We start from the raw sequence: 22,093 nt of genomic DNA on the forward strand, positions 1-22,093 counted from the left end.
CGCATAATCAATGCCTGTTTATTTATAAAATTACATTTTTTGAGCATACTTGGTATTTAGGTAGGCAAATATGATGAGCTAAAAATGTTTTTAAATAATCCCAAAACAACTGCGTTATCATGCTGATCAGTGATTAACTGCTTAGTGAATTAAAATAACGGCTAAACAGGCAAATTTTTAACTTTAACAGTCAACAAACTCTATAATTATTGTTATTTTGTTAGGGCATATGCAAAAAGCTAATTGCCCCTAGGCAGGCTCTTTTAGCAGCTGTAAAACAAAGCACTATACATTGATAAAATGAGAGAAATTTATGAGCGATAAAATCAATCCAGAGGCGTTACACGCACTAAAAATTGCATTTACTTACATGCCGCAAGCAATTGAAGTAACAAAGTACGAATATGGCGAGCGCTATCAAACAGTGCTTGATCATATTGAAGCCGTGCGCGAAGTGTTACTTATAAACGATGTAGACCCAGAAGAAGTAGGCGGCGACATAAACCCAGAATACACGCCTAATTCTACCTATTAATGGGAAAAGTTTGCTAATTGAGCAAAACAATTAAGTTCGCGTGTTGATAGCCTAACACCCATTACTCAATATATTGCTCAACGGTTTACGCCTGTTGGTATAAACTGTTAAAAACATATAAATAAATGTGCCTATCTGCCGATACGCATAACGATATAAAATACAATTAAGGTAATTGCGGTGAACTTTTTAAGGCGTTTTCACGATATAGTCTCAGACCAAACTCTGGATTTTAATTCTAAAATTAAAAACCTACTCGCGTTTGGCCTAGAAGTGTTCAGCCTTGATGTAGCAATAATTAGTAAAATTGATGCTAATACGTACACAGTATTACATGCTCTAACACCCGATAACGCCTTATTACCCGGTACACAATTTGAGCTAGATGGCACCTATTGCGTCCATACGTTATCTGCGGGCTCGGCGCTTTCATTTCATAAAGCCTCACAAAGTACGATTGCAACTCACCCTTGTTACATAAATTTTCAACTTGAGTCCTACATTGGCGCACCTATAAAAGTAGCCGATAAAACCTTTGGCACTGTTAACTTTTCATCGCCTAACGAGTCACCTGCATTTAGCGACGAAGCCTACGATTACATTGAGCTATTTGCTCAGTGGTTAGGATCTGAATTTGCAAAAATAGACACCAAAGAGCAACTTTTAAAAAATAGCTACACCCTGTCAAAGCTCGAAAACATCGCGAATATCGGCACTTGGGAGGTCGATTTAATCGAGAACAAAGTTTATTGGAGTAATCAAACTAAACGCATTCATCAGGTAGCCGATGACTATCAGCCAATAGTTGATAACGCGATTGAGTTTTACAAAGAGGGCGCCAGCAGAGAAGCCATAGACCAAGCAGTAGAAAACGCCATAAACAAAGGTGAAAAGTGGGATTTAGAGCTTGAGGTTATCACTGCACAAAACCAAGAAATTTGGATTTCGACTTTTGGAGAAGCCGAGTTTCACGAAGGTAATTGCATAAGGCTATTTGGTACATTTCAAGACATTACCGAATCAATCTTACTTAGAGAAGCGCTAAAAAAGAAAAAAGCCGAAGCAGAGCATATGTTAGAAGATAGAAGTATGCTATTTGCTAAAATTAGCCACGAGTTACGCACCCCCCTAAATGGCATAACCGGCATGCTCACCACCCTAATAGATGAAAAAGACACTGAAAAACGAGACGAAAAAATAAAAATAGCGCTACGCAGCGCTGATATTTTACTAAACATTATCAACGAAGTACTCGATTTTTCTAAAATTAATCATGGTGAATTAAAACTAGAGCCAACCGACGTACTGCTTAAAACCATATTTAGTGATTTAGCCTCTTTATATACCCCGTTATTTAAAGAAACCCATGTTGAATTAATCATAGATAATACAATTGATGATAGCTGCTGGGCCTTTTGCGACAGTACACGCCTTAGCCAAATTACCTCTAACTTATTAAGTAACGCATTAAAATTTACCGAGCAAGGCCATGTAAAACTTAAAACACACCTCATAAATAATAACGATGCGTTATCTCTTGGTATCACTGTTTCTGACACTGGTCGCGGAATGACCCCTGCCTTTTTAGAGTCTTTATTTTCGCCGTTTACACAAGAGGTTGACGCTAAAAATAATAAAGGGGGCACAGGGCTTGGCCTAGCAATTATAAAAGAGCTTGTAGAATACATGGGCGGCACAATAAAGGTGACGAGTGAACTACAAAAAGGCTCAACGTTTAGTATTAATATTCCGCTAGAGCTTGGTAAAGAGCAAATAATAGACGACATTCAATCAAAAATTGAGTTAAACAGCCACTCGCTCAGTGTACTTATTGTTGATGACAACGATATAAACCGCCGTGTGCTTGATGCCTCTCTTGATAAGTTAAACGTAAAAGCCGACTGCGCCATTGATGGCCAAGACGCTATTTTTAAGTGTAAGCAAAAGCATTACGACCTTATTTTTATGGATTGCATTATGCCAATCCTGGATGGTTTTGAAGCCACTAAAACGCTGAGAGCGCAACGTATTTGCCCTAGCGAAAGCACCTACATTGTAGCGCTAACTGCTAATACATCGTCGCAAGATAAACTAGCTTGCCAGCAAGCAGGCATGGATATGTTTGTCTCTAAGCCGTTTAAGCTTCCGCACATAGAAAAAGCGCTTTCTAACGCGCTCGAACATACCGAAAAGCTTGCATAGCACGCTAAATAACAAGTAGTTCAGTGCATTCTCACTCAAACCGCAGTAACTCTGATTCAGTGCAGTTGGGGAGAATAATACCAATGCCAATACATAATTAAGCGCATTGCTATAAGCATTAAAAAAGCCGCCTTTGGAGAGGGCGGCTTGGGTTAACAAACAGCTTTTGGGTGTACCTATTGCTGTTACATCAAGAGAAGGTTTGCCTATTAAGCTGCATTTTGGTCTTGGTTGCTTTGCTCGCTATGGCGAATTAAGTAATCAAACGCCCCTAAGCTTGCTGTTGCACCACTACCCATTGCAATAATGATTTGCTTAAACGGCGTATTTGTCGCGTCACCCGCACCGTAAACGCCCGGTAATGAGGTTGCGCCTTTAGCGTCAATTTCTATCTCGCCAAACTTGCTTAGTGTAAGGTCGCTCTCTTTTAACCATTCGGTATTAGGGATCAAACCTATTTGTACAAAAATACCTGCAAGTGCTAATGATTTTTCCTCACCTGTTACACGGTCAGTGTAATTAAGTCCGATTACTTTTTTACCATCACCTACTACTTCAGTGGTTTGCGCATTTTTAATAATAGTGATGTTGCTTAAGCTATTCGCTTTGCGGATAAGTACTTCGTCAGCGCGCAGCGTGTCAGCAAACTCAAGTACCGTTACATGTTCTACAATGTTAGCTAAGTCGATAGCCGCCTCTATACCCGAGTTACCACCACCAATAACGGCAACAGGCTTACCCTTAAATAGCGGACCATCACAGTGTGGGCAGTAAGCTACGCCATGGCCGCGATATTCTTGCTCACCAGGTACGTTCATTTCACGCCAGCGTGCACCGGTTGCTAAAACAAGCGATTTAGCTTTTAAAGTAGCCCCGTTTTCAAGGGTAATTTCATAACCATTACTACCGCGACCAAGCCCTGCTGCGCGTTGGTTATGCATTACATCTACATCGTATTCTTTAACATGCTCTTCAAGCTGAGCAACAAGCTTTGGACCTTCAGTGGCTTTAATCGAAATAAAGTTTTCGATAGCCAACGTATCGGCAACTTGGCCACCAAATCTATCGGCAACTATACCGGTGTTTAACCCTTTACGAGCAGAATAAATAGCGGCTGAGGCACCCGCAGGTCCGCCACCTACTACTAACACATCAAACTCGTCTTTTTCGCTTAATGCTGCAGCTTGTTTAGCCGCGCCTTTAGTGTCTACTTTATTTAAAATGTCGGTCAGGCTTAATGCACCTTGGCTAAACGGTTCGCCATTTAAGTACACAGCGGGTACTGCTAAAATATTGCGCTCTTCTACTTCGTCTTGAAAGAGTGCGCCGTCAATCATTGTTGCTTTAATTTTGCTATTTGTTGCTGCCATTGTATTTAGCGCCTGCACTACTTGCGGGCATGTTTGGCAACTTAAGCTTATGTATACTTCAAAATTAAGTTCTTGATTGAGTGATTCTATTTGTTCAATGTCTTCGCTTTTTGCTTTACTTGCGTGTCCGCCAGTGTGTAAAAGCGCTAACACTAAACTTGTAAATTCGTGACCCATAGGTACGCCAGCAAACGTAATGTGGGTATTTTTAACCGGTGAATGTACAACCATAGACGGGCGACGTGCGCTGGTATCAGGGTTGCTCACTACCGTAAACTTATCGCTTAGCGAGGCTAAATCGTTTGCTAAGCTTTCTACTTCTGCTGATTTTTTGCTGTCATCCAAGGCAATAAGCAGCTCAACAGGTTGAGTAAGCGATTCAAAATGGCTTTTTAATTGATTTTTAATGTTGTTATCTAACATGGCTTAACCCTTTTTAGGAAAATTTAAACAGCAAGCCTCCCATGCCAACTAATGCATGTGCTAATGAGTCCGAGTTGAGATAGGAGGCACCAACAAACGAAATGATGTTGGTTTAAGGGCAGTTACCTGCCCTCATAAAAGTGGGTAAACCTGTATTTAGATTTTACCAACTAGGTCTAGTGAAGGAGCAAGTGTGTCTTCACCTGGCTGCCAAGATGCAGGGCAAACTTCACCGTCGTGAGTTGCAATGTATTGTGCAGCTTGAACTTTACGTACTAACTCTTTAGCGCTACGGCCAATACCTAGGTCATGCGTTTCGATTACTTTGATTTCGCCCTCTGGGTTCATTACAAAAGTACCGCGAAGTGCTAGGCCGTCATCTTCAATCATAACGCCAAAGCTGCGAGTAATACGGCCAGTTGGGTCGCCAATCATTGGAAATTTAATTTTACCAATAGTGTCTGACGTGTCATGCCATGCTTTATGCGTGAAGTGAGTATCAGTTGATACTGAGTAAACTTCTACACCCATTTCTTGTAGCTGCTCGTAGTAATCAGCAACATCGCCAAGCTCAGTCGGACATACAAACGTGAAATCTGCAGGGTAAAAGAAGAAGATTGACCACTTACCTAGTACGTCTTTTTCAGACACTTCTACAAAGTCACCATTGTGGTATGCAGTTGCGTTAAAAGGTTGAATTTTTGTGTTGATCAATGAAGTGCTCATAGTATTCCTCATTTATATTTAAAGTGTTTTAAAGTTACTCAACGCAGCCAAAATGTGTGGCCTTTCGCGTTGGCTTGATTAATACAATAAGCCCATTGGTAAACTAAATAAAATTGATTGTTTAGATTAAAACAATCGATTTTTAAGATTGAACTCTCTAGCTCTTCTATTCGTAAACGATTTATTACCTGTAAGTGCTAAGAATACTGCTACAATAGCCGCGCTAAAAAACACACAACATAAGGCATGCTGTAATGGAAAAATTTGTTAATCATATTCAACTTGGCTATTTGGGGTTACTACCCTTTTTGGGCTGTGTAGCGTGGCCGCTTATGTTTGGCAGTAATAGCGTTAACTTGGAGTTTTTTACTTTTTACAGCATTGCCATACTGGCATTTATGGCGGGCAATTTATGGCGCGCTGGGATGCAAAGCTACAGCGATGCAATTAAAGCGGTTGTGCCTGTTATACCCGTACCATTTTTATCGTTTATTCCGCTGGAGTGGGCGCTTGCTTGGTTAGGGGCTAGTTTTTGGTTAGTTCTTATCTTTGAAAAAGCCACACCACAATGGCAAACCTACCATCGCGATTATCAAAAAATGCGCTTTATTCTTACCTCAGTGGTATTTGTGTGTCACATACTCACCATTGGTATGAGCCTTTACCCAAAATAACCTTGCGCTGCTTAACCTACTAGGCGTAATAGTGTAACATCCGCGCACTGCTATTTAAGGACGCACCATGATTGATACATTACGCCAGCAGCTTAACGAGCTTGGCGAAAACTACGTAGAAAAAAACGCCGCTTTTAAAATTAAAGTTATTCCGTTTTTTTGCGCTATTAGTATTAAAAAAGATCACAAAAATGAAGGCCGGCTCAGCTTTTACTCAAACCAATTAATAGAAATACTGTTAGTGGTGTTATTTATGTTGTTTGGGCTTACGCTTTATAACCCAGAGGCGGGTTTTACACATGGCCCTATTCATATTGTGTTTGCTATTTTAATTACCTTTAATTTAATTTTAAAACAAATAGCCATTGAAGGGCTTAAAACACGCCTTGCGTTTCATCGTTTGCATGGTGCTAATACAGCGCAAAATACTCAAAGTGCAGATCAAAACACTCACAAATCTAATTAAGTTATGTATTTAAATCCTAATTGGCGAATTCTCACCGTAGGCGATGGCGATCTATCGTTCTCTAATGCGGTGGTTAATCATATAAAACCGGCAAAGTTAGTCGCATCTACTTATGATAGCGCCAAAACCATAGAGCAAAAATACCAGCACAATGCGCTAAGTAGTTTAAAAAAGTGTCATGTTGAGGTTATTAATTGCTTTGATGTAACGGACCCTTTATGTTGGCAAAAATTAGCTGCGCACCAGCACAGCTTTGATGTGGTTATTTTTCAGTTTCCGCTTATTCCAGCCTTTGTAGGGCGCGAAGCATTTGAAAGCAACACTCAAAAAACCAGCATGAACGTGCTTAATCGCGCGTTACTACATCAATTTATTAAATACGCTAACAAATACGCACTCGACAAAAGCGGCCCTATGCTTTGCTACATAACCTCAAAAGATGTAAAACCCTATCGCGAGTGGAATATTGAAGGCAGCTTAAGTAATGGCCTTGAGGCTAAATACGCGGGCCAAATGCCTTTTGATATTAACCAGTTTGATGGTTACAAAATAAGAAACGTAGACCGTGACAAACACGTAAAAGACACCAGTGGCATCACTTATGTGTTTACGCCTAAAGCAATCTTGGCGCAATCTGACGAACTAAGCACTCACCTTACAAAGCCTGCGTATTTAGATGAAAATCATTGCTCGCTTTGTCGGGTAGGCCCTTTTATTGCCACCGAAGATGAAAACAAACACCTTAACGCTAAAAAGCACCAACAAATGCTAAAGTTAGAAGATGACTGGCAGGCGTGGCTTACTGACTTTTACAACCGCACCTTATAACCCTGCTTTATAGCTCAATTTAATTAAATCAGCGGCCTTTTCAGCAATGGCAATAACAGGTGCGTTTGTGTTACCTGTTACTATGGTAGGCATAATTGAGGCATCAATAACCCTTAAGCTGCGTATCCCGTGTACTTGTAGTTTGCTATTAACCACCGCCATATTGTCGGTGCCCATTTTACAGGTGCCCACAGGGTGATATTCGGTATCGGCAGTTTGGCGAATAAACTCAATAAGCTGGTCGTCGTTATTTACATCAAGCGGGTAAACCATGTTGCCACGAATTTTATCAAAGGCGTGGCTTTGCATAATACGCAGCGCTTTTTTAAGCCCTGCAAGCATAAGCGATAAATCATCAGGGTGGCTTAAATAATTAGGGTCGATAAGCGGCGCACTGCGTGGATTGCTATTGGCAAGCCTTATTGTCCCTCGGCTTTTGGGGCGCATAATACTACTGTGAATACTATAGCCATGGCCAAGGTGAACTTTGCGACTATGATCGTCCACCAACCCAATTACAAACTCAAGTTGAATATCCGGCGCAGGCGAATTATCCAACACATTAATAAACGCATGTGACTCAGCAAAATTACTGGTTAATATTCCGCTGCGTTTACTAAACCACTGCGCACACCCTTTAATAATACTTGCAGCGCCTTTTACACTTACCCCAAAGGTGCCTTTTGCTGTATTTGCTTTACACAAAGGCACCACGGTTAAGTGATCTTGCAAATTACCCCCTACTCCTTCCAGTGCATGTTCCAGTGGTATGTTATGCGCTGCTAAATGCGCTTTAGGGCCAATTCCTGAAAGCATTAACACTTGCGGAGAGTTAATTGCACCGGCGCTTAAAAGCACCTCCTTTTTGGCCATTAATGTAATAATTTTACCGCCGTGCTCAAGCTCTACGCCGTGGGCAACCTTATTTTTGATTATAATTTTATTAACGTGGCTGTGGGTAAACACGCTAAGGTTAGGCCTGTTTAAGTGCGGTGTTAAATACGCTTTTGCAGCACTACAGCGCTCACCATTATGTTGCGTAACCTGCGAAAGCCGTGCTCCATGTTGCTCAGCGCCATTTATATCGTCATTTAACTGTATTCCTTGCTCAACACACGCTTTTAAAAAGCAAGAGTTTAGCGCACTTGGCTTAGTCAGCTCTTGCACATGCAATGGCCCTTTTGTGCCATGTAACGCGTTATTAAACGTTTTATTGTTTTCGGCTTTTATAAAATAGGGTAATAAACTTTTGTAGTCCCACCCAAGGTTGCCATTTTGTGCCCAGTTATCGTAATCGTAGTTATTACCGCGTATATACACCATGGCATTAGTAGAGCTTGACCCACCAAGCACTTTACCCCGCGGCACAAAGCCACATCGGTTATTAAGCGCCTTTTGCGGTACCGTGTTGTAATGCCAACTATTTATTCCATATGGCACACTGGCCGCAATACCCGCAGGCATTTGTATTAAAGCGCTCTTATCGCTACCGCCCGACTCTATTAGGCACACACTTATATGCTGATCTTCTGATAAACGCGCTGCCAGCACACAACCTGCACTGCCTGCGCCAATAATAATATAATCAAACGTGTGGTTACTCATAGGTGCCTTTGCATCATCACTATTTAGTTCTTATTGGTAGCTGCTTCTGCTTTGTGCATCCATGCAGTTGTAAATAAGCAGTTTTATTGCAGCAAGCTATTCGCTCTATAGTGCATAGATTAAATCCTAAAAACTTGATATTTTTAGACACCTTCTTTAATTTACAGCGCCAGTGTATGAGCAGCCCAATACGTGCCACCTCTTTATATTCAATAGACTCGTTAATTAAAGAACTTGGCGCAGACCCAGCAAGCGTAATGAAAACCTGTAAGGTCAATGTCGACTTTAATAACCTTGAAAACCAATATTTACCCTATTTGAGCTATGCAAATTTATTAGAGTACTGCAGCCACACGCTTAACTGCCCAAGCTTTGGGCTTAAATTAGCAAATAAACAAAACTTTGATATTTTAGGCCACATAGCCATAGCCGCTAAAAGTGGGACTAATTTAGAAGAAGCGCTTAGCTGGGTGGTTAAATATTTACACTTACACAGCCCCGCATTGTGCTTAACAACGCACTCATTAGATAATGACGAGAGCTTATTTTTATCGTTTGAATTTAACCTAAAGCCCCTACCACAAATAAACCAAGCCATAGAGCTCACGCTTGGCTTAGCCATGAGCATAATTAAAAAATTAAGTAATAATCAGTGCAAGCCTCGCACTGTGTTTTTACCGCAAAAGCTGGCAACTAATACACTCGCATACAAAACCTATTTTGGCTGTAAAGTAATAGAGCACCGCAACAGTGCGGGCATTGTAATAAACAAAGCCGACTTATCGATAAAGCTTAACCACAATAACCTTAATAAAACCGACGCGGCCTTTAATTTTTTAGCTAAACGCAACGAACATAGTCAGTCATTACCTGCCCAAGTAAGCGCACTAATAAGGCCAATGCTGCCTATTTATCAGTGTTCAAACCAAACTATTGCCGAGGCACTTAATATGCACCCGCGTACCTTGCACCGTGAATTGGCTAAACATAACACCAGCTTTGTAAAACTTAAAGACACCACACGCCGGGCGCTAGCGGCGCATTACTTGCTTCAAAAACAATACTCTATCAGCACTATTTCAATGCTTTTAGGCTATCACGAACAGGCAACCTTATGCGCAAGTGTTAAACGCTGGTTTGGGTATTCTCCACGCGCATACAGGGCAAAAAAAATGTTAAAGTAACGGCTCTTATTATTTAAGCTAAGGAGCAGGCATGAACTTTGTCATTGTCGGTACAAATTTTATTAGTGATACCCTACTAAGCGCAGCAAATACGTTACCTGCATTTAATTTATACGGTGTGTGCTCACGCAAGCAATCAAGCGGCGAAGCCTTTTTATCTAATTACCCCAATACCGATGTAAAAATTTTCACCTCAATTGAGCAGGTATGCCAAGACCCCGATGTTGATGCGGTGTATATTGCAGCGCCAAATAGCCTACACAAGCAATATGCAGTAATGTGCCTTGAAGCAGGCAAACATGTACTAGGCGAAAAACCTTCAGCCGCTAATAGCCAAGAGCTAAATGCTATTTTAACTGCAGCTAATGTCAATAAACGCCTTTACATGGAAGCAATGATGACCACGCATTTGCCAAACTTTGCGCGACTTAAAAATGCGCTGAGTAAAATTGGTAAACCCCGTAAGTTTATTGGCCAATACAGTCAGTACTCATCACGCTACGATAAATACAAAAACGGCGAACGCCCAAATACCTTTTTACCGGAATTTGCCAATGGCGCTTTGCTCGATTTAGGTGTGTATCCGCTTTACCTACTTATAGCACTTTGGGGCGCTCCACAGCGCGTGAGTGCCAGTGGGGTACTATTAGATACAGGCGTAGATGGTGCAGGCGACGTATTATTAAATTACGATGATAAACAAGCCGTTATTAGCTACTCTAAAATTTCTCAAGGCGATAACATCACCGAAATACAAGGTGAGCGCGGACGCTTACGAATACATGCCGTGTCGCAGTTAAAACACATAGAGTTTGTTGCCAATAACGGGGAGGTTGAGGTTATTTCTGATAAATTTGATGAGCACTTTATGAAATACGAAGTTGCGCACTTTATGCAAACCATAAACGCGCAAAAACTAGAGTCAGATGTTAATACACATCAGCTTGCCCGCGACGTAATGAACGTACTTGATACCGCAAGAAAGCAGCTTGGGGTAGTTTACCCTAATGATAAAAACGCAGCAGCGGACTAAAGTTGACCCCCATCCGTGGGCAATCAAGGCAAGAGCCTAGTTGTAATTATGCGCTTACTTATTTTTTATTAGGTACAGCTAAATTACACAGGCTCTTTATTAAAGCGTGTAGATTTTTAATGGTTTAATTTGCATAAATCTACTCACCATTTAACCAAGGCAGCGCCAGTTATTAGGCGAACTAGGTTACTCACCTCTCACCACCATTAACCCGCGCCTAGATTGCACACATTTCAATCCATTAAAATTAGCTTGCTCTAAGCACGCTTATATAAATGAGCAAAGTTAACTTAGCACACAAAAACATGACCAATCAAGCTAGCCAATTATTAAAATTTATACTAAATTGGTAACATAAATAGGTTAACACCCATTTATAATATTATATGACCGTTACATCACTTTAGAATTTTGACATAATAGTGAATTTTGGGGTAACCTCTGCTAATAACAGTAGGTTTAGGCTATTTGAGCCTATTAGCCGCTATTCCTTAAGGTAATAAAGGTAGAATATGGGAAACCGTCGCTTATTTTGGCGCATTGTTGATAAAGTTGAAGCTTTGATAAACCAAGGAGAGTTTTCTGCTGGGAGTCGTTTACCACCAGAGCGAGAACTTGCCGACATGTTTGACGTAAGCCGCCCAACAATTCGTGAAGCTATTATTGCATTAGAAGTACGAGGCCGCGTAGAGGTTAAAACCGGCTCAGGCGTTTATGTAATAGAACAACAAGAAACATCTGTAAAAACAAAAGAGATCAGCGCTTTTGAGCTAACACAAGCTCGCGCACTCATTGAAGGTGAAATAGCCGCACTTGCCGCACAATCAATCACCGATGAAGAACTAGCTCAATTAAAGCAAACGCTAATAGCCATGGAAAAAGGCTTATATGTAGAACAAGCAGACCGCGAGTTTCACGAAATTATAGCGCGTGCTACACGTAACAAAGCCCTTGAGTATGCAGTGGCAAATTTATGGGATTTACGTTTAAACAATTCACAAATTGTGGCTGATTATGGCAGTGTGTGTAAAAACAATAACGATTGCGTAATGGATGAGCACACCGCTATTTATAATGCGCTGCAAACACACGACGCAAGCGCCGCACGTACCGCAATGCATAAACACTTTAACCGTTTAATTAATGCATTATTTGACGCTGTAGAAGCGCGTGCGCTTGAAGAAATCAAACGTAAAAATGATGAAAAACGTGGCCTTTATTCTTTAGATGGCCTAGTTAAAAGTGCTAGCAAAACACACTAAAACGACCTAAACGTTTATAAGCCAACGATCTATTCGCTGGCTTTTTTATTTTGAGGCACTCAGCGTTTGCCTTTAGTTATGCATAATCAGCTACGCTAATTCATCGCACATATTAGTCACTCCCTCCCAAATTTAATGTGTATGCCATACAAGCTATTACTTAGCCAATAAAAAACAGATACACTGCGCAAAACTAGACGATTGTTACCAAGGAAAACAATGCAATCATCCACTAAAGACTTTTTGCTCGCGCTTGTGTGCGTTATTTTAGCAATGATCACAATTCAATCTGGCGCCTCATTTGCTAAGCAGTTATTTCCTGTTATTGGCCCCGAAGGCACTACTGCACTTAGGCTTGGCTTTTCTGCACTTATTTTGTGTTTAATATTTAAACCGTGGAAACACCTACCAGCTAAGGGGAATCGGTTATCAATTGTGGTATACGGTTTAAGCCTAGGCGGAATGAACATTTTATTTTATTACGCTATTGAACGTATCCCTTTAGGAATTGGTGTGGCGCTTGAATTTACCGGCCCATTAGCGGTGGCGTTATTTAGCTCACGCGCTAAGCGCGACTTATTTTGGGTGGCGTGTGCAATTGCGGGTATTTTACTGTTACTGCCCGATATGAGCAGCCAAGAAAGCCTAGACCCAATTGGCGTAATACTCGCTCTAGGTGCCGGTGCTTGCTGGGCAGCCTATATTTTATTTGGCAAAAAAACCGGCACACAAAGCTCAGGCGGCGCAACGGTCGCACTCGGCATGACCGTAGCAGCCATTGTACTTGTACCTTATGGCGGCATATTACAAAGCAGTGCATTTACATGGAGTGTTATACCGCTGGGCATTGGCATTGCTATTTTATCAAGCGCACTGCCCTATACACTTGAAATGGTTGCACTGCGTAATATGCCCGCTCAAGGGTTTAGTATTATGCTAAGTTTAGAGCCTGCGTTTGCCGCCCTTGCTGGGTTTATTATACTTGGCGAGTTATTAACTTTGTGGCAATGGTTGGCTATTTTATTGGTGATTATAGCCTCGGTGGGTAGCTCATTTTCGAATGTTAAAAAACAATAATCGCCTCTATAAAAAGGCCAGCACATAACTGCGCTGGCCTTTTAAATAACAAAATTCGCTATAACTTGTATCGCGCTACTTTTTACTTGTCATTAAATAGCCGACTAGTGATATAACTGGCATACCCGCTGCCACTAACGCCACGCTTTCCCAGCCACCAGCTTCGTAGAGTGGGCTTGCCATTAACGAGCCAAGCGCTCCGCCAACAAAAATACTGGTCATGTATATGGCATTTAAGCGAGCTCGGCTTTGCGGCTCTAATGAATATACCACCCGCTGACCCAGCACCATATTTGCCTGCACAGCAAAATCAATAAACATGCCCGTAAGCGCTAAAATAATAATACCGTGCGGAAGCTCAAATATACTGGGTAAAAAGCACGCAGCAGCAATCACTTTGGCAAGTAACGATAACTGATGCGTGTAACCTTTGTCGGCTAAACGCCCAACAATAGGGGCTGCAATAGCACCAGCTGCGCCTACTAAAGCAAATAAGGCGATTTGCGATTGCGATAAACCATATTCTCTGGCTAATACAACCGGTACGCTGGTCCAAAATAAGCTAAAAGAGGCAAACATAAGCGCCTGATACAATGCCCGCTGACGCAGCACTGGCTGCTGTATTATTAGCTGCTTAAGCGATTTTAATAACTTAAAGTACGTTGTATTGTGTGCCGGTTGTCTGCTCGGTATTGCAAAATATATAACACTGGCTATAAATGCCATACAGCCTGCGGCAAAGTAAAATACGGCTCGCCAACCAAAATGATCGGCTATCAAGCTTGCAACTGGCCTGGCTAATAAAATACCCAGTAACAACCCCGCCATTATATTGCCCAGTACTTGCCCGCGTTTTTCATCTGACGATAAATGCGCAGCAAGCGGTATTAATACTTGCACCGATACAGAGCTCGCCCCCACCAATAAGCATAATAGCAACATTACACTTGGGCTTTGCGCTAAGCCTGCGCCTATTAAACTTAAAAATGTTATGGCTAAGGTAATGAGCATTAAGCGTTTGTTTTCGACTAAATCAGCCAATGGCACTAAAAAAAACAGTCCCATTGCATAGCCAATTTGTGTAAGCGAAACAATAAAACTGGCGCTGTGCGCACTTAAACCCACATCGGGCGCTAATAACTCAATAATAGGTTGGGCATAATAAATATTTGCCACAATAAGGCCACAGCACAGAGCAATAATGCTCACTAAGGTATTACTTATTTGCACTGGCTGTGCACGTGATTGGTTCATAAATAACTCTAATTAATAAATAATAAAACCCACTGCATATAAATGCAGTGGGTAGCCATGGTAAATGTAAAAATGTGGGTTACTTAATAGGTGAAGGCTGCCCATGTGGGCTAGATCGCAAGTACTGCTTAGGCGCATTAACGGTTGCACCAAGCTGCGCTGCAGCATGCCAAGGCCAATGCGGGTTATACAAAATACCTCGCGCTAGTGCTACGCCATCGGCTTGCTGCTCGCTAATAATATCTTCGCCTTGTTGTGGCTCAGTGATTAAACCTACGGCTATTACCGGCATACTTACTACCTCTTTAATAGCGGTTGCAAATGGTACCTGAAAGTTAGGTTTAACCGGTATTTGTTGCTCTGGGCTTAGCCCTGCTGTACTTACGTGAATAAAATCGCAGCCAAGCTTATCTAACGCTTTAGCAAGCTCAATAGATTGTGCTAAATCCCAGCCACCTTCTACCCAATCAGTAGCAGAGATACGAATGCCTACCGGTTTATGGCTTGCAAATTCAGCTCTTACTGCTTTAAACACCTCAAGCACAAGGCGCATACGGTTTTGCAAACTGCCCCCGTATTCATCATCACGCTTGTTTGAAAGAGGCGATAAAAACTGGTGTAACAAATAACCATGCGCACCATGTAGCTCAATTAAATCAAGCCCTAGCTCATCAGCGCGTTTTGCTGCACTGACGAAATCGTTTATTAGCTGGGTTATATCCGATTTTGTCATAGCCTTTGGTTGGTAGGCATTGTCATCGTAGGCTATGGCAGAAGGCGCAAGTGTTTGCCAGCCGTTTTCATCGCTAGGTGCAATTGCACCACCGCCATCCCATGGTTTTTCAGTAGATGCTTTTCGCCCTGCATGCGCAAGCTGAATGCCAATAGGCATAGGACTGTATTGCCTAAGCGCTTTTAAGCTTTTGCCCAGTGCTTGCTGGGTTTCGTTATTCCAAAGCCCTAAATCGGCGTAACTAATGCGCCCCTCTGGGCTTACCGCGGTGGCCTCTAAAATTAATAGCCCTGCACCACTTAAGCTCAATTGCCCTAAATGAATAGTGTGCCAATCACTGGCAGACCCCTGGTTTGCTGAGTACTGGCACATAGGCGCAATAATAATGCGGTTGTCTAAAGTGAGTTCACCGAGCTTTAAAGGTGAGAATAATTGGCTCATAAATATTCCTTAAATACGCGTACTTTAGTACGAAATGCTATAGCTTACGGTATGAAGGGTTAATGGGGATCAAACTTCACTTTTATAGTGTCAAAACGAGAATAAATATCGTTGAGCAAAACATTCAACAGGGTCTTATAGGTTTTTTAACCGTATTAATACATTCACTAAAATGAATGGCTATTTACATTTGCTCAACGAGTAAAATATGCTTCTTTGTACCTTAATTAGCCAATTACTTGGATGTTATACATATTTATATAATTTTTTGTTGTGCAACCAGCTATATTTATTCCAAAAAAGTGAATTAAAATTCAATTTTAATATTCCCACCACTTTAACTCCCTGATAAACTGATTAACTTATATTAACTGGTGTTAAATTTTGAATCTGGGGATCACTTTTTATGTTTAAACCAAGCTTGCTAACCTTGGCTGTTTCGAGCGCTGTATCTGGCGCATTTTTATTTTCTAACTCGGCTGTGGCACAACAAGAAACCACCGCTAAAAACAAATCACTCGAAGTAATCGAAGTTACAGCAACAAGACGCAGCGGATCTGTACAAAATGCACCGCTAAACATTACCGCACTTGATGCCGATGTAATGAAAGATCAAAACATTGGCGAATTAGCCGATGTAGCGCGTTGGGTACCTGGTTTAACAATTACCGATCAAGGTGGTCGCTCAGGCTCACCAATTATAGTACGTGGTTTAAACACTAACTCGTCGGGTCCATCATCAGACGGCGGCACCGTAGCCACATACGTTAACGAAATTCCAGTGTCAGTTGATATGCGTTTAGTCGACATAGAGCGCGTAGAAGTACTTATTGGGCCACAAGGTACCCTTTATGGTGCGGGTACTTTAGGCGGCGCAATTCGTTACATGCTTAAAGAGCCAGAGCTTGATTTTACAACAGTAGAAATATTTGGCGATATGTTTCAAACCCAAGAAAGTGACTCGTTAGGCGGCGAAGGCGGCTTTATAGTAAACCTGCCACTTATTGAAGATGAACTTGCAGTACGTGCAAGCTTAAACGTATACGAAGACCCAGGCTTTATTGATTATGCTTACACAGTGCGTGAGCCAGGTGTATCGTTACCGGACCCTGATTGGAGCAACGCCGACGAAGTAAACAACAATATTAAAAATGTTGAAGATGCTAACGGCGAAACAACTACCACAGGCCGTATTTCTGTACGTTGGAAACCAAGCGAAACATTTGAAGGGACACTTAATTACTTTTACCAAAACCAAGACAGCGAAGGCCGTTCAATTGTTCATTACAACAGCCTAAACGATGATAACGGTTTAAGCGATATTGTAGGTAAATACGAGTCGGCTTATCGTTATGAAGAGCCGCGCGAAAAAGAAGATCAACTACTAAGCCTTGAGCTAAAAGCCGACCTAGGTTTTGCAGAACTTGTATCGGCAACCGGTATCTCAAGCTTTGATGCTGACGGCCAACGTGACCAAACCGATTTACTTATCCGCCTAGATTACGGTTATGAAGAGTTCCCTGCGTTTTCATCATACACACGTGAAATTGACGAAGAAGATACCTTCACTCAAGAAATTCGCTTAGTGTCTCAAAGCGACAGCGACTTTAACTGGATTGTGGGTGGCTTTTACAACAAAACAGAAACCGAAGCATCAAGTAGAGAGTTTACGCCTGGGTTTGACCAATTCGCTATCGATAACTTTGGTGGCGCTCAGCTAAGACCTGACTCATTAGAATACTTAGAGCTTACAAAAAGTAAAGTCACTGAGTCTGCGCTATTCGGCGAAGTTGGCTACCAAGTTACCGAAAAATTAGATATTACCATTGGTGCACGTTTTTACGAATACGATGTAGAGGCGCAAGCAGCATTTGACTTCCCGCTTGCAAATACACTTTATGGCGATGCAGACCCTGATGCAATCACCGTTGCTTACGAAAAAGACGAAGCAGGCGATAACGGTAACTTATTCAAATTTAATGCTAAATACCAGTTTACTAATTCAGTAATGGGTTATGTAACAGTAAGTGAAGGCTTTAGAATTGGCGGTTCCAACCTTCTAGCTGTTTGCCCTGATCCTATCCCTGAAAACCAGCAAACAGGGTGTGGTAACGCTGACGAAAGGCTTTTTGATGCAGATACCACAACAAACTACGAGCTAGGCCTTAAAAGCACCTGGTTTAGAAGCCAATTACACTTTAACGCCGCTTTATTTAATGTAGATTGGGAAGATGCGCAAATTGCAGGCGCAACAGATGTAGGCCAATTACCGTACTTATCTAACGCAGGCTCTGCCAACGCAAAAGGTATTGAGCTATCTACCCGTGCTATTTTATCTGACTCGTTTACCGTGTACGCAACATACGCATACACTAAAGCAGAGCTAACCTCAGACGCCCCATTTTTATTTAATGCTGATGGCACCGATGGCGCAGAAGACGGCGACCGCTTACCGGGCTCGCCAGAGCATCAGTTCTCAATGGGTGTAAACTACCAAACAGATGTATTTAGCGATAAAACCCTTGATATTAACTACGGTTTAACCGCACAAAGTGATGTAATTTCAAAAGTAGGTTTGCATGACAACGGTGAAACCCTGCCAGGTTACAGCTTAAGTAATATTTCTGCTAAGTTAACAGCCGATGAGTGGTCAACAACTCTTTATGTTGATAACCTATTCAACAAATATGCATTTACATCAGTACGTCGTTCAGATGCAGACATAACATCAGCAAATGGCGCCGACATACAACGTAACTACGGCCACTATATAAATCGCCCACTTACGGTAGGCGTTAAATTTAACTACAAATTTGAAATATAATTTATAGTCACTTTTAAACAATGTTTTAAGGCTCAAATTTATTTGAGCCTTTTTTCTTTATTAACGCGCAACTAAACAATAAAAATTAAACAATGCAGCCAAATTTAAAACATCTTCATCAAAGTGCTATTAAACATTTAAACCAAGGCAATATTGAGCTTGCTCATAAAGCGTTAGTTGAATTAGTGACTCAAAAAAGCGACTTTGCCGATGGCTACTTTTTACTGGCCATGGTTAATTTACGCGTAGGGCAAATTCATAAAGCCATAAAGCTAATAGAAAAAGCCCTTAGCCTTGGCAAAAGCATTGAATACACCGCGCAGCTTGCAAAGTGTTATGCATTAACAGGTGAGCTTACCAAAGCCAAAAACACCGCTTTAGCGATACCCGTTGAGCAAATAAAAAAAAGTCTTGATGCCGACACTCTAGGTGTTGCACTTACGCAAGCAGGCCTACACAAAGAGGCACTAAACTATTTTAACTGCGCTATTGAGCTGGCTAACCATGCAAATAAACCGCAGCCACAGTTTTATTATAATTTAGGGGTAAGCGCTAAATTTTTAGGCCAATTTGAACAAGCCAAAACTGCCTTTGAAAGCGCAATTACTCTCAATCCGCTGCATCACCAAAGCCACTTTGCATTAAGTGACTTAACCAAAGCGTCGCTGCAAAATAACCATATTGAAGGCCTAAAAAACGTGTTTGAGCAAGTAACACACCCCGATGCAAAATTACACATTGGCCACGCACTTGCAAAAGAGTACCAAGACATAGGCAAGTTTGATGATGCGTTTAACAGCCTAGAGCAAGGAAAAGCCACTAAACGCGCTATACAGCCTTTTGATCATAAAAGCTCAGTCGCATTATTTGCACACATTAAACATTTAAGTGAGCAGCATAAACACGCGCTAACACACGGCAGCCCAACGCAAGAGCCTATTTTTGTATTAGGTATGCCCCGCTCTGGCACCACATTGGTTGAGCGTATTTTATCGAGCCACAGCGACGTACAATCAGCCGGTGAATTACAAGACTTTGGCCTAAGCGTTAAAAAATTAAGCCAAACTCAAACACCGCATGTGCTCGATACTCAAACACTCACTAAAGCGTATGAGCTTGATTTTAATCAGCTTGGGACAACGTATTTAAACGCCACTCGCGTAACCACCGGCAGCCATAAGCACTTTATAGATAAACTCCCGTTTAACTTTTTTTATATCGACTTAATAACCAAAGCCCTGCCAAACGCGAAAATTATTTGCATGCTACGCGACCCAATGGACACCTGCATTGGTAACTACCGCCAGCTATTTACTATAAATAACCCCTACTACGCGTACTCGCTCGATTTACTCGACACTGCCAAATTTTACAGCCGCTTTTATAAACTCATGCAGCACTTTAGCGCCCTGCATAGCAATATAAAATTAGTAAAATACGAAGAACTAGTCGCCCAGCCCGAGCAGCAAATAAAAGAGCTAGTTAGCTTTTGTAATTTAGAGTGGCAAGCACAGTGTATAGACTTTCACTTAAACACCGCGCCGGTATCTACTGCAAGTAAAGTGCAAGTACGCCAACCACTTAACAATAAAGCAATTGGGCGTTGGAAGGCATTTAAGCCCCATACTAATGCAGCAGTGGAGTACCTTTTAAGCCAAGGTATTAGTGTTGAATGAGCGTTTTATTTTGGGTAGTAGGTGAATCCAAATAAGCGACTTGTGTAAGTGTAGGTCGGATAAGCGAAGCGCCATCCGACACAGTAAAATACCTTGCCAATTATTATCACATTTTATGTTGTCGAGTGGCTGAAGAGTGCCCAGACTGTGTGAAAACTCTGATCACCTTTTGGTCTAAGTATCTGCTGCTTATGATCGATTAATCTATACATTTAGTTCACTTAATATACTGATATTTATATAATAAGACTATTGATTCAGTCGAGGGTTGAGGCAATATGTCAAAGTTTATAAGCGGTGAAGATCGTAACCAATCAACGTTATTTCCAGAATCGTTGGAAGACTACGTCAGTGAAGATAATACGGTCAGAGTGATTGATGTTTTCATTGAGGAACTAAATCTAGCTGAATTGGGGTTTAAAGGATTAACCTTAAAGTCCACAGGCCGCCCTAAGTATCATCCAGCCACACTATTAAAGCTTTATCTTTATGGTTACCTCAACCGTATTCAATCATCCCGCCGATTAGAAACCGAATGCCAACGCAATATTGAACTGATGTGGCTACTTGATAAGTTGGCACCCGACTTTAAAACGATTGCTGATTTTAGAAAAGACAACGGAGGCGGTATAAAAAATGTATGCAAAACGTTTGTTGAAGTCTGTCGTCGCCTGAATATGTTTGAGAAACCCGTTGTTGCCATCGATGGTAGTAAATTTAAAGCTAGCAACAACAAAGGCAATAATTTTACGCCAAGCAAAGTTAAATTTCACATCGACCGAGTCGAAAAGAACATTGAACGTTATCTTGAATTACTTGATGAAGCCGATAAAGAGCAAGCTAACGTCACAAAAATTAAAGCCACAAAAGAGAGACTAGCTGACTTTCGCAGCCAGTTAAAAAAACTATACGAGATTAAAGAACAAGTTGAAGCTCATCCTGATAAGCAAATATCCACTACTGATCCTGATTCACGTTTAATGAAAACTCAAGGTTTTACAAGAGTTGTGAGTTATAATGTACAAAGTGCGGTTGATACCAAGCATCACCTCATAGTGGCGCATGACGTGACCAACGTGCCAGATAGAGGCCAGCTTGCGTCAATGACGAAACTCGCACAAGAAGCATTGCGCAAGAAAGATATAAGGGTATTAGCAGATAAAGGTTACTTCAGTCAGCCCGATATAAAAGATACTATCGATTTGGGTGCAGAGCCAATCATGCCCAAGACGGATACATCGTCCTCTGAAAAGAAAGGGATATTTAACCGCTCACTTTTCAAATACGATGCAAATAAAGATATTTACTTATGCCCCGCTGGTAATGAACTTCAAAATCGAATGCAGGTATTTGAGCAAGGTAAATACCTTGATGTTTACTTCAATCACATTGCTTGTCGAGATTGTAAAATAAGAAGTCAGTGCACTAACTCTAAAAAAGATCCTAGGCGAATAAGACGGTGGGTGCATGAGATTCTGACAGAAGAAATGCTTCAAAAGCTAAAGAATCAACCTGAATTGATGCTTCATCGAAAGCAAACTGTTGAGCACCCCTTTGGCACAATTAAACTCTGGATGGGAGCTACCCACTTACTAACACGAGGTTTAAAAAGCGTGGGGACAGAAATAAGTCTTCATGTCCTAGCTTACAACTTCAGAAGGATGATAACAATTATGGGAGTTAACGGCCTAAGTAAAGCAATTAGAGTAGCGTTGCCATAGCAGTTTCGCTCGCGCGGAGAAAATTGCGATACTGAGAAAAAATCGATCGCAACCATCTT

Annotated in this window: 17 protein-coding genes; 12 read left to right on the forward strand and 5 right to left on the reverse strand. The window is 41.5% G+C overall.

Annotation, left to right across the window (positions count from 1 at the left end):
- Positions 1–313 precede the first annotated feature (313 nt).
- The gene (locus PSH48_RS18205; RefSeq protein WP_055014458.1) at positions 314–535 is read left to right on the forward strand and encodes a hypothetical protein; all 222 of its coding nucleotides are present in this window, start codon (positions 314–316) and stop codon (positions 533–535) included.
- A 180-nt stretch (positions 536–715) separates the two neighbouring features.
- Entirely contained in the window at positions 716–2,737 is a 2,022-nt protein-coding gene (locus PSH48_RS18210) for a hybrid sensor histidine kinase/response regulator (protein ID WP_273612047.1), read from the forward strand.
- Between the two features lie 209 nt (positions 2,738–2,946).
- Here the strand turns inward: PSH48_RS18210 and ahpF are convergent, their stop codons facing one another.
- Both ahpF and ahpC read right to left on the reverse strand, forming a co-directional pair.
- Positions 2,947–4,530 (reverse strand): alkyl hydroperoxide reductase subunit F, encoded by a 1,584-nt coding sequence (gene ahpF, locus PSH48_RS18215; RefSeq protein ID WP_273612048.1) that lies wholly within the window; start codon positions 4,528–4,530, stop codon positions 2,947–2,949.
- A gap of 156 nt (positions 4,531–4,686) precedes the next feature.
- A complete protein-coding gene (ahpC, locus tag PSH48_RS18220; RefSeq protein ID WP_004587118.1) occupies positions 4,687–5,256 on the reverse strand; it encodes an alkyl hydroperoxide reductase subunit C in 570 nt (189 codons plus the stop codon).
- A gap of 254 nt (positions 5,257–5,510) precedes the next feature.
- Between ahpC and PSH48_RS18225 the strand changes: the two genes are divergently transcribed.
- The 3 genes from PSH48_RS18225 (at position 5,511) to PSH48_RS18235 (ending at position 7,224) form a co-directional block, all read left to right on the forward strand.
- Positions 5,511–5,930 (forward strand): DUF3429 domain-containing protein, encoded by a 420-nt coding sequence (locus PSH48_RS18225; RefSeq protein ID WP_054981772.1) that lies wholly within the window; start codon positions 5,511–5,513, stop codon positions 5,928–5,930.
- 67 nt (positions 5,931–5,997) lie between these two features.
- Positions 5,998–6,396, forward strand: a complete 399-nt coding sequence (locus tag PSH48_RS18230) for a hypothetical protein (RefSeq protein WP_029774450.1) — start codon at positions 5,998–6,000, stop codon at positions 6,394–6,396.
- 3 nt (positions 6,397–6,399) lie between these two features.
- Positions 6,400–7,224: a class I SAM-dependent methyltransferase gene (locus PSH48_RS18235; RefSeq protein ID WP_096042841.1), complete on the forward strand. Its 825-nt coding sequence runs from the start codon at positions 6,400–6,402 to the stop codon at positions 7,222–7,224.
- Here the strand turns inward: PSH48_RS18235 and PSH48_RS18240 are convergent.
- Positions 7,219–8,829, reverse strand: a complete 1,611-nt coding sequence (locus tag PSH48_RS18240; protein ID WP_273612049.1) for a GMC family oxidoreductase — start codon at positions 8,827–8,829, stop codon at positions 7,219–7,221. The genes PSH48_RS18235 and PSH48_RS18240 overlap by 6 nt on opposite strands.
- A 176-nt stretch (positions 8,830–9,005) precedes the next feature.
- On the opposite strand from PSH48_RS18240, the gene PSH48_RS18245 reads away from it, so the two are divergent.
- From PSH48_RS18245 to PSH48_RS18260, 4 genes are all read left to right on the forward strand, one after another.
- Entirely contained in the window at positions 9,006–10,013 is a 1,008-nt protein-coding gene (locus PSH48_RS18245) for an AraC family transcriptional regulator (RefSeq protein ID WP_273612050.1), read from the forward strand.
- 31 nt (positions 10,014–10,044) lie between these two features.
- On the forward strand, positions 10,045–11,046 hold the full coding sequence (locus tag PSH48_RS18250; protein WP_273612051.1) for a Gfo/Idh/MocA family protein: 1,002 nt from the start codon (positions 10,045–10,047) through the stop codon (positions 11,044–11,046).
- A 512-nt stretch (positions 11,047–11,558) separates the two neighbouring features.
- Complete coding sequence (locus PSH48_RS18255) at positions 11,559–12,308, forward strand: FadR/GntR family transcriptional regulator (protein WP_004587131.1); 750 nt, start codon at positions 11,559–11,561, stop codon at positions 12,306–12,308.
- Between the two features lie 219 nt (positions 12,309–12,527).
- Positions 12,528–13,385, forward strand: a complete 858-nt coding sequence (locus tag PSH48_RS18260) for an EamA family transporter (protein ID WP_273612052.1) — start codon at positions 12,528–12,530, stop codon at positions 13,383–13,385.
- A 75-nt stretch (positions 13,386–13,460) separates the two neighbouring features.
- Here PSH48_RS18260 and PSH48_RS18265 read toward each other — a convergent pair whose 3' ends face one another.
- Positions 13,461–14,639, reverse strand: coding sequence for an MFS transporter (locus PSH48_RS18265; RefSeq protein ID WP_024032731.1), 1,179 nt, complete (start codon positions 14,637–14,639; stop codon positions 13,461–13,463).
- A gap of 79 nt (positions 14,640–14,718) precedes the next feature.
- Entirely contained in the window at positions 14,719–15,813 is a 1,095-nt protein-coding gene (locus PSH48_RS18270) for an NADH:flavin oxidoreductase/NADH oxidase (RefSeq protein ID WP_273612053.1), read from the reverse strand.
- Between the two features lie 406 nt (positions 15,814–16,219).
- Between PSH48_RS18270 and PSH48_RS18275 the strand changes: the two genes are divergently transcribed.
- From PSH48_RS18275 to PSH48_RS18285, 3 genes are all read left to right on the forward strand, one after another.
- Positions 16,220–18,637, forward strand: a complete 2,418-nt coding sequence (locus tag PSH48_RS18275) for a TonB-dependent receptor (protein ID WP_273612054.1) — start codon at positions 16,220–16,222, stop codon at positions 18,635–18,637.
- Positions 18,638–18,729: 92 nt separating this feature from the next.
- The gene (locus tag PSH48_RS18280) at positions 18,730–20,313 is read left to right on the forward strand and encodes a tetratricopeptide repeat-containing sulfotransferase family protein (RefSeq protein ID WP_273612055.1); all 1,584 of its coding nucleotides are present in this window, start codon (positions 18,730–18,732) and stop codon (positions 20,311–20,313) included.
- 278 nt (positions 20,314–20,591) lie between these two features.
- Positions 20,592–22,034, forward strand: coding sequence for an IS1182 family transposase (locus PSH48_RS18285; protein WP_273612056.1), 1,443 nt, complete (start codon positions 20,592–20,594; stop codon positions 22,032–22,034).
- Positions 22,035–22,093 lie beyond the last annotated feature (59 nt).

The organism is Pseudoalteromonas sp. Angola-4, from assembly GCF_028599265.1.
Lineage (GTDB): Bacteria > Pseudomonadota > Gammaproteobacteria > Enterobacterales > Alteromonadaceae > Pseudoalteromonas > Pseudoalteromonas atlantica.

What these genes read in the sequence shown, in the direction of transcription:
- PSH48_RS18205 (WP_055014458.1), top strand. Translation starts at nt 314, where the DNA reads ATGAGCGATAAAATCAATCCAGAGGCGTTACACGCACTAAAAATTGCA.
- ahpF (WP_273612048.1), bottom strand. Translation starts at nt 4,530, where the DNA reads ATGTTAGATAACAACATTAAAAATCAATTAAAAAGCCATTTTGAATCG.
- ahpC (WP_004587118.1), bottom strand. Translation starts at nt 5,256, where the DNA reads ATGAGCACTTCATTGATCAACACAAAAATTCAACCTTTTAACGCAACT.
- PSH48_RS18225 (WP_054981772.1), top strand. Translation starts at nt 5,511, where the DNA reads ATGGAAAAATTTGTTAATCATATTCAACTTGGCTATTTGGGGTTACTA.
- PSH48_RS18230 (WP_029774450.1), top strand. Translation starts at nt 5,998, where the DNA reads ATGATTGATACATTACGCCAGCAGCTTAACGAGCTTGGCGAAAACTAC.
- PSH48_RS18235 (WP_096042841.1), top strand. Translation starts at nt 6,400, where the DNA reads ATGTATTTAAATCCTAATTGGCGAATTCTCACCGTAGGCGATGGCGAT.
- PSH48_RS18240 (WP_273612049.1), bottom strand. Translation starts at nt 8,829, where the DNA reads ATGAGTAACCACACGTTTGATTATATTATTATTGGCGCAGGCAGTGCA.
- PSH48_RS18245 (WP_273612050.1), top strand. Translation starts at nt 9,006, where the DNA reads ATGAGCAGCCCAATACGTGCCACCTCTTTATATTCAATAGACTCGTTA.
- PSH48_RS18250 (WP_273612051.1), top strand. Translation starts at nt 10,045, where the DNA reads ATGAACTTTGTCATTGTCGGTACAAATTTTATTAGTGATACCCTACTA.
- PSH48_RS18255 (WP_004587131.1), top strand. Translation starts at nt 11,559, where the DNA reads ATGGGAAACCGTCGCTTATTTTGGCGCATTGTTGATAAAGTTGAAGCT.
- PSH48_RS18260 (WP_273612052.1), top strand. Translation starts at nt 12,528, where the DNA reads ATGCAATCATCCACTAAAGACTTTTTGCTCGCGCTTGTGTGCGTTATT.
- PSH48_RS18265 (WP_024032731.1), bottom strand. Translation starts at nt 14,639, where the DNA reads ATGAACCAATCACGTGCACAGCCAGTGCAAATAAGTAATACCTTAGTG.
- PSH48_RS18270 (WP_273612053.1), bottom strand. Translation starts at nt 15,813, where the DNA reads ATGAGCCAATTATTCTCACCTTTAAAGCTCGGTGAACTCACTTTAGAC.
- PSH48_RS18275 (WP_273612054.1), top strand. Translation starts at nt 16,220, where the DNA reads ATGTTTAAACCAAGCTTGCTAACCTTGGCTGTTTCGAGCGCTGTATCT.
- PSH48_RS18280 (WP_273612055.1), top strand. Translation starts at nt 18,730, where the DNA reads ATGCAGCCAAATTTAAAACATCTTCATCAAAGTGCTATTAAACATTTA.
- PSH48_RS18285 (WP_273612056.1), top strand. Translation starts at nt 20,592, where the DNA reads ATGTCAAAGTTTATAAGCGGTGAAGATCGTAACCAATCAACGTTATTT.